Raw genomic sequence first — 12249 nt, 5'->3', positions numbered from 1 at the left:
AAAGGCCTCGGTATCTACCGAGGCCTTTTAGTTTCTGTGCTGCTCTGTGCGTGCTGCCGAGAGGTTATTCGCGCAGATCAATAGCCTCAGGCTCGCCTTGGTCGAACAGTTGCACCGGGTCGCGCGGCAGAATGCCGGGACGGTAGTTCTCGCGGATATCGCCAAGCACGCGGATGTCGCTGTATTTCTTCCCGGATAACGCCGCCATACCGGCCGCATCGCGGATCACGGTTGGACGCAGGAAGACCATCAGGTTGCGCTTGATCCGGGTTTCCTTGGTCGAGCGAAACAGCCGGCCGAGCAGCGGAATATCGCCGAGCAAGGGTACCTTGGAGTCAGCCTGGGTCACGTCATCCTGAATCAGTCCGCCGAGCACGATGACCTGGCCGTTTTCGGCGAGGATGGTGCTTTTGATCGAGCGCTTATTGGTGATCAGATCGACAGCGTTAACGCCTTGGCTGGTGGGTGCGATGGAGGAGATTTCCTGCTCGATTTCCAGGCGCAGGCTCGCGCCATCGTTGATATGCGGAGTGACTTTCAGGGTCACGCCGATATCCTGACGCTCGATGGTGGTGAAGGGGTTGTCAGCGCCCGAGCTGTTGGTGGTAAAGGAGCCGGTTTGGAACGGCACGTTCTGCCCGACCAGGATTTCCGCCTTCTGGTGGTCCAGGGTCAGCAGGCTCGGTGTGGACAGCAGATTGCTCTTGCTGTTGGCCGATAGTGCGGTAATTAGCACGCCAAAACTGTCAGTGCCCAGGCCGATGATTGCGCCGTCCGGCAGGTTGGCCAGGGTGTTGTTATCGCTGCCGCTGTCGTTGCCGCTGTCCTGAATGGCTTGCAAGACCCGTCCGACTGACAGCCCTGTGCCGCTGAAGTTGGTACCGCCCAGGCCGCCGGTGCTGCCACGGCCATCCACGGCCCACTGTACGCCGAGGGCGTCGGTGATATCGCCGGAGACTTCGACAATCGCCGCTTCGACCATCACCTGGGCGCGCGGCACGTCGAGCTGGCGCACGATGTCTTCCAGGGTCGCCACCACATCCGGTTCGGCCAGCAGCACCAGGGCGTTGAGGCTCTCATCCGCGCGGATCAGGATGGTCTGCGGTTTGCCGGTGGTTTCGCCGCCGGCTTCCGGTTTAAGTTTTTCGGAAATCTCGCCCAGGGTTTCTGCCAGGCTCTTTGCATCACCATGACGCAGGCGGATTACTCGGGTGTTGGCAGAGCGGCTGGTGGGGCTGTCCAGCGATTGCGCCAGGGCCACCAGTTTGGCTCGCGCCGCCGGTGGGCCGAGCAGAATCAGGCGGTTGGTGCGGCCATCGGCGATCACTTGGGTGCCGGAAGCGCCCTTGGCCTGGCCGCGATCCACGGCGCTGCGCAGTACTTCGGCGGTGTCCATGACCCAGGCATGCTGCAGATTGAGCACGCTGTAGTCGTTCTGGCCTTTCTGGTCGAGTTGGCGCAGCAGGTCTTGGATGCGTTCGATATTGGCCGTGCGGTCGCTGATGATGATCGCATTGGCGCTGCTGATCGCCGCCAGGTGGCCGTATTGCGGCACCAGCGGGCGAATCAGCGGAATCAGCTCGGTGGCTGAGCCGTGCTGCACCTGGATCAGTCGAGTTTCAAGACGGTCCGGTGCGTTGCGTCCGCTATCGGCATCAGCTTTGGCCTCGGCGTTGGGCACGATGCGCGCCTGATCGCCTTGGGTAATCACGCTAAAGCCGTGTGTGGCCATCACCGAGAGAAACAGCTGATAAACCTCGGTCAGCGTCAGCGGGCTATTGGACACCACACTGACCTGACCCTTGACCCGTGGATCGACAACAAAAGTCTGCCCGCTGATCTGCGCGACCTGGTCGATAAACTCACGGATATCGGCGCCCTTGAGGTTGATGGTCCAGCTTTCTTCTTGCTGGCTGGCACTCGGCGCGACAGCTGTAACGGCAGCGCTCAGCGGCAGCGGGCTAAAAACCAGGCCAGCGGCCAGCAGGGCGAAGGTAAGGCGCGAGAGAGTCGGAGTCATCGTGTCAGTTGTCTTCCATGGGCTGTTCGGTGGGTTCTGCAGTCTCAGGCAGGCTGCCGGAGTCCTGCATCTGCTGGCGTAGGGCATCCATACGCTCACGCAATTGGCTCAGGTCGTCGGATTCCATCTCGTTAAGCTGCTCAAGCGGGTCAGCCGTGGCGTCCGGGGCATAGTTTTGCGGGCTACTGGTGATTGAGCTATTCAGCGGAAAACTGAGGCTCTCTCGGCGACCATTACGGATCAGCTCGACGCGGTCGGCGGCCACCGAATGCAAGCGCACACCGCTGCTGATTTCACTGTCGATGCTGTAGCGCTGGGCAGTGCCACCTTCGCTGAGGATGATGGCAGTAGAACGTTGCGGATCGGTATGCACAAAGCTGCCGAGCAGTGTCAGACGCAGGTTGGTGCTGGGGGCGGGGCCATCACTGGCGATACTGCTGGCACCGAACAGTTGGCCAATCTCGGGATTGAGTGCAATCACGGGGGCTTCGTTTGCGCTGTTGTTGCTGGCAACCACCGGCGCGCGCAGCAGGCGCAGCCAATCAGCACTCTGCCACGCCAGGCTGACGCTCATAACAAGAATCAGCACGATGCCAGCGAGGGAGGTGGCCTGGCGCTGTAACCAGCGTTGGGGAACCAGAACTTGCAAAGGGGGCGTCACTCCGTAACTTATTATTATGTGGTGTGGTTCGCGCGCTGATCATAGACATTTGCCAAGCATTTGGCAGCCCCTGGTTGGGGTAGTGTGTCGACCAGTTCAATGTGCTAAAGATAGCGCGCTGTTTTTCGCTCTATTGCGGCTAACTTACAACAACTATATTGCAAAACCCCAGTTTTTGAGCCTTCGCTTGATGTCCTGGGGCCAGTATCAACTCCTGTGCTTAAGGCATATTACGGATGAATGCGTTGCTTACAGAAGTGCCATCACGGCGTTTACCCTTCAGCTTTGCCAGGCGTCACGGTGTGGTTCTCGTCGTTGAGAATGGCCTACCTTGCCTGGCTTATCGCATGGGGGCCGAACTGGTGGCGCTGAGCGAGGCGCAGCGCTTTGTCGGTGCGCAGCTGCCGCTGCACGCGCTGTCGCCAGAGGCCTTCGAGCAGGCCATGGCCAAGGCCTATCAACATGACTCTGCCTCCATGCAGCTGGCCGAGGATATTGGCGGCAGTCTGGATCTGGCTGCTCTGGCCGAGCAGGTGCCGGAAACCGAAGACCTGCTGGAGCAGGAAGACGACGCGCCGATCATCCGCTTGATCAACGCCATCCTCGGTGAAGCGATCAAGGAAAACGCCTCGGATATTCACCTGGAAACCTTCGAAAAACGCCTCGTGGTGCGTTTTCGGGTGGATGGTGTGCTGCGTGAGGTGCTGGAGCCCAAGCGTGAGTTGGCGGCCCTACTGGTTTCGCGGATCAAGGTTATGGCGCGTCTGGATATCGCCGAGAAGCGCATCCCCCAGGACGGGCGAATTTCGCTGAAAGTCGGCGGGCGTGAGGTAGACGTACGGGTCTCGACCCTGCCGTCGGCCAATGGTGAGCGGGTGGTGTTGCGTTTGCTCGACAAACAGGCCGGGCGCCTCAATTTGCAGCACCTGGGCATGAGCGCGCGTGACCGCGACCAGATGGAAGCCACTGTGCGCAAGCCCCACGGCATTCTGCTGGTCACCGGGCCTACCGGGTCGGGTAAGACCACTACGCTGTACGCCAGCCTGGTCAGCCTGAATGACCGTACACGCAATATTCTCACTGTCGAAGACCCGATCGAATATCACCTAGAAGGCATCGGCCAGACCCAGGTCAATTCCAAAGTCGATATGACCTTCGCCCGCGGCCTGCGCGCCATTCTGCGTCAGGACCCGGACGTGGTGATGGTCGGCGAGATTCGCGACAAGGAAACTGCCGAAATTGCCGTGCAGGCTTCGTTGACTGGCCACTTGGTACTTTCGACCCTGCACACCAACAGTGCGATTGGCGCGATTACCCGCCTGGTGGATATGGGCATCGAACCATTTCTGCTGTCTTCATCATTGCTCGGCGTGTTGGCCCAGCGCCTGGTGCGGGTGCTCTGTCCGCATTGTAAAGAGGCCTATCAGGCCGACGAGGCCGAGTGCACATTGCTCGGTGTGCCGTTCGCGCAGCCGCCGACCCTGTATCACGCCCGCGGCTGCGCCGAGTGCCATCAGCAGGGCTACCGCGGCCGTACTGGCATCTACGAGCTGGTGGTGTTCGATGACCACTTGCGCACGCTGATTCACAACGCCGCCTCCGAGCAGGACATGACTCGCCACGCCCGCACCCTCGGCCCGAGCATTCGTGAGGATGGCCGGCGCAAGGTGCTGGAAGGGGCGACTACGGTCGAGGAAGTGTTGCGCGTGACGCGAGAGGAGTAGGGCGTGGCCGCCTTCGAATATCTCGCCCTTGATGGCAAAGGTCGCCAGCAGAAAGGCGTACTGGAAGCCGACAGCGCGCGCCAGGTGCGGCAGATTCTGCGTGAGCGACAGCTGGCGCCGTTGGATGTCAAAGCCACGCGAACCCGCGAACATGCTGGCGCGGGTTCGCACTTCAGTTTTCCTCGCGGTATTTCGGCTCGCGATCTGGCATTGATCACTCGTCAATTGGCGACGCTGGTGCAGGCGGCGCTGCCGATCGAGGAAGCCCTGCGGGCAGCGGCGGCCCAAGCCAGTTCGCCACGTATTCAGAGCATGCTGTTGGCGGTGCGTGCGCGAGTGTTGGAAGGTCACGACCTGGCCAGCAGCCTGAAAGAATTCCCCTCGGCTTTCCCCGAGCTGTATCGCGCTACGGTGGCGGCGGGCGAGCATGCCGGCCACCTTGGTCCGGTGCTCGAACAATTGGCCGACTACACCGAGCAGCGCCAGCAGTCACGGCAGAAAATTCAGTTGGCGCTGCTCTATCCGCTGATTCTGATGTGCGCGTCGTTGCTGATCGTCGGTTTCCTACTCGGTTATGTGGTGCCGGACGTGGTGCGGGTGTTTGTCGACTCCGGGCAAACCCTGCCGGCGCTGACTCGCGGTCTGATTGCCCTGAGCGATTGGGTCAAGGGTTGGGGCTGGCTGGCGGTGATGCTCGCCATCCTGGGCGTGTTCGCCCTGCGCTGGGCGTTGCGTGATGATGCGGTCAAGGCGCGCTGGCACGGCTTTCTGCTGCGCATCCCGCTGGTGGGGCGCTTGATTCGCGCCACCGACTGCGCACGGTTTGCTTCGACCCTGGCCATTCTGACCCGCAGCGGTGTGCCGTTGGTGGAGGCGCTGGGCATCGGTGCGCAGGTGATTGCCAATCGGGTGATTCGTGCTGACGTGGTGATTGCCGCGCAGAAGGTGCGCGAGGGTGGCAGCCTGACTCGTGCGCTGGAGGCCAGCGGTCAGTTTCCGCCGATGATGCTGCATATGATCGCCAGCGGCGAACGCTCGGGTGAGCTGGACCAGATGCTGGCCCGCACCGCGCGCAATCAGGAAAACGATTTGGGTGCCCAGGTGGCACTGCTGGTGGGGCTGTTCGAGCCCTTTATGCTGGTCTTTATGGGGGCGGTGGTGCTGGTGATCGTACTGGCCATTCTGCTGCCGATTTTGTCTCTCAATCAATTAGTGGGGTAAACAGTGAATAAGCGTCAAAGCGGTTTTACGCTGATCGAAATTATGGTGGTTGTGGTGATCCTCGGCATCCTCGCCGCCTTGGTGGTGCCGCAGGTGATGAGCCGGCCCGATCAGGCCAAGGTCACCGTGGCCAAGGGTGATATCAAGGCCGTGGCGGCCGCGCTGGATATGTACAAACTGGATAACCATGCCTACCCGAGTACCCAGCAAGGCCTGGAAGCGCTAGTGAAAAAACCATCCGGTAACCCGCAGCCGAAGAACTGGAATCGCGACGGCTACCTCAAGCGCCTGCCTGTCGATCCGTGGGGCAACGTCTACCAATACCTGGCGCCGGGCACCAAGGGTGCTTTCGACCTGTATTCGCTGGGCGCTGACGGCAAGGAAGGTGGCAGCGATCAGGATGCCGATATCGGTAACTGGGACCTCTGATTCCCATGCGCCAGCAACCGAGCCAGGCTGGGGGTTTTACCCTGATCGAACTGCTGGTGGTGCTGGTGATTCTCGGCAGCCTGATCGGTATTGCGGTGCTCAGTGTGGGCATCGCCGGTCCTGGGCGCGAGTTGCATAACGAAGCCGAACGGCTGGCTGGGCTGATTGGCGTGCTGGCCGAAGAAGCGGTGCTGGATAACCAGGAATACGGCCTGTTGCTTAGTCGTGAGGCCTACCAAGTACTGCGCTACGACTCGGCGAAGCAGAGTTGGCAGGCGCTATCGGGCAAGCCCCATAAATTGCCGGGCTGGGCTGAGTTGAGCGTCGAGCTGGAAGGCGCAGCCCTGGAGCTGCCTCTTCCTGAGGACGAGGAACCAAGCAAAGGCGCTCTGACGCCGCAGTTGTTGTTGCTGTCCAGTGGGGAAATCAGCCCGTTTCGTTTGCGCCTGGCCGAGCGCCGCGTCGATGGGCTGCGCCTGCAATTGGTCAGCGACGGTTTTCAGTTACCCAAGGTCGAGAGTGAACAACCGGCAGGGCGCAAACGATGAAGCGTGCAGGCGGTTTTACCCTGCTCGAGGTGTTGGTGGCCCTGGCGATTTTCGCACTGGTTGCAGCCAGCGTACTGACCGCCACCGCACGCAGCCTGCAAACCGCCTCGCGTCTAGAAGAAAAAACACTGGCCATGTGGGTCGCCGATAACCAGCTGACGGAGTTTCAGTTGTCGAAGACTCCGGTTGCTGATGGCCGTGACCAGGGCGAGGTGGATTTCGCCGGGCGGCGCTGGCAGTGGCAAAGCGAGGTGCTGGTCACCAGCGAGGCGGATATGCGCCGCGTCACCTTGTGGGTCGCGCCCTCAGAGCAGGGGCGCTTGGGCGGTGATGTACGTGAGCGCGCGGTGATCAGTCTGAATGGTTTTCTCGGGGTGCTGCAATGAGAGCGGCGCGCGGCTTTACCCTGCTCGAATTGCTGATTGCTATCGCCATCTTTGCTCTGTTGGGGTTGGGTACTTACCGCATGCTAGATAGCGTGCTGCAAACCGATAAAGTCACCCGCGCCCATGAGATGCAACTACGCGAGCTGGTGCGCGCCATGGCCGCATTCGAGCGCGATGTGTTGCAGGTACAAGCCCGGCCCACGCGTGACGCTTTTGGCGATCCACGCGCTGCTTTGCTCGGTGACGACCTCGATAGCCCCGCTCTGGAACTGACCCGTAGCGGCTGGCGTAACCCCCTTGCGCAGCAACGCTCCAGTCTGCAGCGCGTGCGCTGGCAACTTAGTGGTGAGCAGTGGCAGCGTCACTATTGGACGGTGCTGGATCAGGCGCAGGACAGTCAGCCGCAGGTGCAAACCGCCCTCGATGGGGTGACCCACATGCAATTGCGCTATCTGGACCAGGAGGGCAGCTGGCAGACCAGTTGGCCGCCGCTGGGTAATGATCCGGATGATGCACTGAAGCTGTTACCGCAGGCCGTTGAGCTGGTGCTTGAGCACCGTCGCTATGGCGAGATACGTCGTGTGTTGCGCCTACCTGAAGGCTTGCCGAAGCGACTGCAGCAAGCGCCTGAGCCGAGCCCAGACGATCCCGTTGAAGATACTCCTGAGGAGCCGCGCTTATGAGTCGGCAGCGCGGCATGGCGCTGATCACCGTCTTGCTGGTAGTGGCTGTGGTCACGGTGGTCAGCGCGGGGATTATCGCCCGTCAACAACTGTCGATCCGCAGCAGCGCGAACCAGTTGCATGTGCGCCAAGCCTGGCATTACGCCCTGGGCGGCGAGACGCTGGCCAAGGCCATTCTGCAGCGTGACTTGCGTGAAGGTGACCCGCGTGCGCCGGTGGATCACCCGGGCGAAGCCTGGGCCAACGCCCGTGCGCCTTACTCCTTGGATGAAGGTGGCGTCTTGCGCGTGCAGATCACCGATCTGACAGGGCGTTTCAATCTCAACAGCCTGTTGCGCCAAGGGCAGCCTAATGAAGCCGCCGTGGCGCAATTTCGTCGTCTGCTGCTGGGGCTGCAAATTGAAGCGCCTTACGCCGAACGCCTGCTCGATTGGTTGGACGCTGACGATCAGCCCAGCGGCGGTTACGGTGCGGAAGACAATCAATACCTGCTGGCGCAGCCACCTTATCGCGCGGGCAACCGAGAGTTGAAGGATGTCTCTGAGCTGCGTCTGTTGCTGGAAATGACCGAGGCGGATTACCAGCGCCTGTCGCCCTACATCAGCGTCTTGCCGGCGGATGCCACGCTTAACGTCAATACCGCCAGCGCGCGGGTGTTGGCCAGTGTGGCCGAAGGCCTGCCGCTGAGCACCGCCCAAGGGCTGGTCGCCGCGCGGGGCAGTGAGGGCTATCGTGACTTACCGAGCTTTACCTCGCAGCTCAGTGGCTTGCAGGTGCAGAGCCAGGGGCTGGCGGTCGGCAGTCAGTATTTTCAGGTGCTCAGTGAAGTCACTGTGGGTGAGCGCCGTCAGGTTTTACGCAGCACCTTGCAGCGCGCCAGTGATGGTCAGCTGTATGTTCTAGCACGTGATTTGGGGCAGGGCGGTATGCCGCCGGCGCCCGTTGAGGAAGTCGAACCATGAGTCAGGCTTATCTATTTCTACCGCCCGCCGCCTGTGCCGGCGCGCAGGCGGATCTCCCCGTGCAGTGGGTGGCCGATGGGGTCAGCGAAACCCAGGCGTTCGGCGAGGCGCAGACGCAACTGGGTAGCAGTTGGATCTTGGTGTTGCCAGTCGAAGCTGTCACCTCCTGCGCGGTCAATCTGCCAACCCGCAAAGCGCGCTGGTTGCGTCAGGCATTGCCGTTTGCCGTGGAAGAGTTGCTCGCTGAGGAAGTCGAGCTAATGCATTTGGCTTTAGGTGAGCAGTTGGCCGATGGTCGTCATCGGGTGTTTGCCGTGCGTCGTAGCTGGCTGGCTGGCTGGCTGGCGCTATGCCCCAGCGCGCCTCAGGCGATCGTTGTAGATGCTGATCTGTTGCCGGGGTCAGGCACTGCGCTCTTGCCGCTGCACGGGCGCTGGCTACTGGGCGGCGAGAATGTGACGCGGATGGCCTTGCAGGCGCAGGACTGGTCGCAGCTGAGCCCCTTGTGCGCGCAGCCACAGGTTGCCTGGTGTGACCCGCAGCATCCGGCGCCGCAACCGGTGGATGAAAGTATGGTGGTGGCTGATCCCTTTGTTTGGCTGGCCCAGCAGCCGCTGCGCAACAACCTGGCGCAGGGCGAGTTCGCCGTGCAAAGCAGTAACGGCCAGTGGCAACGCTGGCGGCCCTTGCTGGGGCTGGTCGGTATGTGGCTGGTGCTGCAGTGGGGCTTCAATCTGGCGCAGGGCTGGCACCTGCAACGTCAGGCCGATGAATACGCGGCCGCCAGCGCCGCGTTGTACAAGGAGCTGTTTCCCCAGGACAGCAAGCTGGTCAACCTGCGTGCGCAGTTTGATCAGCATCTGCAAGCAGGTGCGGGCAGCGGGCAAGCCCGTTTGCTTGGCATGCTGGCCCAGGTCAGCGGCGCGCTGGCTGCCGAAGGCGGCCAGGTGCAGATCAGTCAGGTGGATTTCAGTGAGGTGCGCGGAGATCTGGCTATGCAGGTACAGGCTGCCGGCTTTGCCGAACTGGAGCGTCTGCGTGAGCGCTTGCAGGAAAGCGGCATGGCGGTGCAACTGGGCTCGGCCAGTCGGGAAGGTGCAGGTGTCAGCGCGCGCGTGGTGATCGGGGGATGAGTATGGTTTCGCAGGGCAAAGGTTTTACCGCGCAGCTGGATAATTCACTGTTGTTGCAGCGCTGGCGCGCTCTGGCGCCGCGTGAGCAATTCTCACTGGGCAGCCTGTGCGCGTTTCTGCTACTGGTGCTGCTCTATCTGACACTCTGGCAGCCGACGCAGGAGCGTTTGGCCGCAGCACGCAGTGCGTTTGAAACGCAGCGCGAGTTGAATGCCTACCTGCATAGTCAGGCGCCGGCTGCGCGCAATGTGGCCAGCACCCCGCAGCAGGCGATTGATCCGGCGCGATTGCAAGGCATGGTCACGGCCACGGCTGCAACCCAGGGGCTGACAATTGAACGCTTGGACAACTCTGGCGATGGTGCCGTGCAGCTCAATCTGCAGCCGGCGCCTTTTGCCCAGTTGCTGCGTTGGTTCACGGTGCTGCAGGAGCAGGGTGTACAAATCGCCGAAGCCGGGTTGGATCGTGCCGAGGACAATAAGGTGGCTGCTCGGTTAAATCTGCGGGTGGCGCAATAAGGGCGCGGCGTGCCCTGTGATAGCCCCTGGCAAGGGCAGCGTTTTTTGCACTTTTTTAGAAAAACTTGAAGCAGGGTGTTGACTTAGGTGCGGCCCTTGCGTAAATTTCGCGCCTCGCAAGCAGCGGGTGATTAGCTCAGCTGGGAGAGCATCTGCCTTACAAGCAGAGGGTCGGCGGTTCGATCCCGTCATCACCCACCACTCTTGTGAAACCGGACGAAAGTCCACCGACGCGCAGCGGTAGTTCAGTCGGTTAGAATACCGGCCTGTCACGCCGGGGGTCGCGGGTTCGAGTCCCGTCCGCTGCGCCATATTTTCCAACTTGAGATGGTTCAGGTTGAGATGAAAAAGCTCTAAAGGCTGATTTATCAGACTAAGCAAGAGTTGTACGGACGTAAGTCCACCGACATGCAGCGGTAGTTCAGTCGGTTAGAATACCGGCCTGTCACGCCGGGGGTCGCGGGTTCGAGTCCCGTCCGCTGCGCCATATTAGAAAGCCCGCTGATAGCGATATCAGCGGGCTTTTTATTGCGCGCCATCCGTGGCGGCAACCCTTCGGGCCGTCGCTTCGCGACGTTAAAAATGACTCCCGGTCATTTTTTATTGCCTGTAATTTCCTGTGGGGCTGCCCTGGGTCTGCCACGCGACAAACTGTCATCTTGTGTTCATCTGTCTGCTCTAGCTTGATTGGCATGCTCCTTGTTAATCCAATGAGCGATTGCTGACATATCGAGTGGGAGGACAGGCAATGGACGATTATCAAGAAGAGCTGCTGGAAGCGCGCGCCACTGAGCAGGATGTGCCGGAGCGCGACGAAGACGCCACCGAGCTCTGATCCGCTTTAGAACTGTTAGAGCGCCCGGCGCTGCTCCCGGCGGTATTCCCCTGGCGTTTGCTGGTTCCAGCGTTTGAATGCGCGCTGGAAGGCTTCGGCCGAGGCAAAGCCGAGCAGGTAGGCGATTTCGCCGAAGGCCAGTTCGGTGTCGCGGATATAGGCCATGGCCAGGTCGCGGCGGGTGTCGTTGAGGATGCTGCGAAACTGCGTGCCTTCCTCGGCAAGCTTGCGCCGCAGGGTCCAGGTCGGTAGCTGTAGGCGTGCGGCGACTTCTGCCAGGTCCGGTTCGCGGCCGTGCAGCAGTGGGCCAAGCAGCTGAGTAATGCGCTCGCGCAGGTTGCGCGTGCGGGTCAGCTGCGTCAGTTCCCGTTCACAGATTTCCAGCAGGTGCCGCCAGGTGCTTGGGCAGTGCTCGGGGTTGCGCAGGTTCAGGCTCTGCTGGCTCAGGCGCAGCTGGTTGTGCTCACTGGCAAATTCCACGGGGCAGGCAAACAATTCGGCGTGCTGCATGGCATAGCTGGGCGCGGGAAATTCGATCTGCACTTTCTCCACGGGCAGTGTCTGCTGCGCCAGCTTGCTGAGTTGTTGTGCCCAGCTGGCCAGAACCGAGTCGACCACGAAGCGGTTATAGGCGTTGTACGGACTGATCGAATAGAAGCGCAGCCAGGCGCCCCGATTGTCTTCGTGCAGGCTCGACTGGCCGCGGTAATTGCTGGCATACAGCGGCTCGAAACGAATCAGCGCGCGCGCCGCTTCACGCACGGTCGGTGCCTGCATGGCCGTCACACCGGCCAGGCCAAGTTGGCTTAGGCGGCTGGTTTGCCCCATCAGCAATCCAAGGCCAGGTTCGCCACATTGCTGGATAGCGCTATGGCCCAGGCGCATATAGCGCGGAATCGACAGTCGCGCGCGCGGCTCGGCCAGGCGCGCAGCATCCAGATCGTAACTATCGAGCAGTGGTTGTGGGTCCTGGGCGCAACGGCGCATGGCATCGGCCAGACTTTCGACAAAGCCGACCGAGAGATCGCCGAGTTTGACCCGCGTGCTTTTCAGCATTGTGTTGTTATCCCGTTTGCGCTCGTTCAAGTTCGGGCATTTAGATAAGGCCGTCAGGGTAGGCAGGCGCTTG

12 protein-coding genes and 3 tRNA genes are annotated in these 12249 nt (G+C 61.3%); 12 read left to right on the top strand and 3 right to left on the bottom strand.

Going from position 1 to position 12249, the window contains the following annotated elements; all coding sequences use genetic code 11:
• Positions 1–64 precede the first annotated feature (64 nt).
• Both gspD and AACX99_RS11810 read right to left on the bottom strand, forming a co-directional pair.
• Entirely contained in the window at positions 65–2020 is a 1956-nt protein-coding gene (gspD, locus tag AACX99_RS11815) for a type II secretion system secretin GspD (RefSeq protein ID WP_339412015.1), read from the bottom strand.
• Between the two features lie 4 nt (positions 2021–2024).
• The gene (locus tag AACX99_RS11810) at positions 2025–2669 is read right to left on the bottom strand and encodes a type II secretion system protein N (RefSeq protein WP_339412014.1); all 645 of its coding nucleotides are present in this window, start codon (positions 2667–2669) and stop codon (positions 2025–2027) included.
• Positions 2670–2917: 248 nt separating this feature from the next.
• Here AACX99_RS11810 and gspE point away from each other — a divergent pair, with 248 nt between their 5' ends.
• The 12 genes from gspE to AACX99_RS11750 all read left to right on the top strand — a co-directional run bounded on the left by gspE (position 2918) and on the right by AACX99_RS11750 (position 10772).
• The gene (gspE, locus tag AACX99_RS11805; protein WP_339412012.1) at positions 2918–4405 is read left to right on the top strand and encodes a type II secretion system ATPase GspE; all 1488 of its coding nucleotides are present in this window, start codon (positions 2918–2920) and stop codon (positions 4403–4405) included.
• Between the two features lie 3 nt (positions 4406–4408).
• Complete coding sequence (xcpS, locus tag AACX99_RS11800) at positions 4409–5626, top strand: GspF family T2SS innner membrane protein variant XcpS (protein ID WP_339412010.1); 1218 nt, start codon at positions 4409–4411, stop codon at positions 5624–5626.
• A gap of 3 nt (positions 5627–5629) precedes the next feature.
• Positions 5630–6055 (top strand): type II secretion system major pseudopilin GspG, encoded by a 426-nt coding sequence (gene gspG, locus AACX99_RS11795; RefSeq protein WP_257778607.1) that lies wholly within the window; start codon positions 5630–5632, stop codon positions 6053–6055.
• A 5-nt stretch (positions 6056–6060) separates the two neighbouring features.
• The gene (gene gspH, locus AACX99_RS11790; RefSeq protein WP_339412006.1) at positions 6061–6603 is read left to right on the top strand and encodes a type II secretion system minor pseudopilin GspH; all 543 of its coding nucleotides are present in this window, start codon (positions 6061–6063) and stop codon (positions 6601–6603) included.
• Positions 6600–6989, top strand: coding sequence for a type II secretion system minor pseudopilin GspI (gene gspI / locus AACX99_RS11785; RefSeq protein ID WP_339412005.1), 390 nt, complete (start codon positions 6600–6602; stop codon positions 6987–6989). Before gspH ends, gspI begins: the two co-directional genes overlap by 4 nt.
• The gene (gene gspJ, locus AACX99_RS11780) at positions 6986–7672 is read left to right on the top strand and encodes a type II secretion system minor pseudopilin GspJ (protein WP_339412003.1); all 687 of its coding nucleotides are present in this window, start codon (positions 6986–6988) and stop codon (positions 7670–7672) included. Before gspI ends, gspJ begins: the two co-directional genes overlap by 4 nt.
• Positions 7669–8634, top strand: a complete 966-nt coding sequence (gene gspK / locus AACX99_RS11775) for a type II secretion system minor pseudopilin GspK (RefSeq protein WP_339412001.1) — start codon at positions 7669–7671, stop codon at positions 8632–8634. Before gspJ ends, gspK begins: the two co-directional genes overlap by 4 nt.
• Complete coding sequence (gspL, locus tag AACX99_RS11770; RefSeq protein ID WP_339411999.1) at positions 8631–9767, top strand: type II secretion system protein GspL; 1137 nt, start codon at positions 8631–8633, stop codon at positions 9765–9767. The genes gspK and gspL overlap by 4 nt, the downstream gene beginning before the upstream one ends.
• The gene (locus tag AACX99_RS11765; RefSeq protein WP_339411997.1) at positions 9764–10285 is read left to right on the top strand and encodes a type II secretion system protein M; all 522 of its coding nucleotides are present in this window, start codon (positions 9764–9766) and stop codon (positions 10283–10285) included. Before gspL ends, AACX99_RS11765 begins: the two co-directional genes overlap by 4 nt.
• A gap of 125 nt (positions 10286–10410) precedes the next feature.
• Positions 10411–10486: transfer RNA gene (locus AACX99_RS11760), tRNA-Val, on the top strand.
• A gap of 33 nt (positions 10487–10519) precedes the next feature.
• Positions 10520–10596, top strand: a tRNA-Asp gene (locus AACX99_RS11755).
• A gap of 99 nt (positions 10597–10695) precedes the next feature.
• Positions 10696–10772, top strand: a tRNA-Asp gene (locus AACX99_RS11750).
• A 363-nt stretch (positions 10773–11135) separates the two neighbouring features.
• Here AACX99_RS11750 and AACX99_RS11745 read toward each other — a convergent pair.
• A complete protein-coding gene (locus AACX99_RS11745) occupies positions 11136–12176 on the bottom strand; it encodes an AraC family transcriptional regulator (RefSeq protein ID WP_445261863.1) in 1041 nt (346 codons plus the stop codon).
• Between the last annotated feature and the right edge of the window lie 73 nt (positions 12177–12249).

The organism is Pseudomonas sp. EA_35y_Pfl2_R5 (genome assembly GCF_963970805.1).
Classification (GTDB): Bacteria; Pseudomonadota; Gammaproteobacteria; order Pseudomonadales; family Pseudomonadaceae; genus Aquipseudomonas.
Note: the sequence above shows the minus strand (reverse complement) of the source record. Positions and strands in the feature narration are given on the sequence as shown.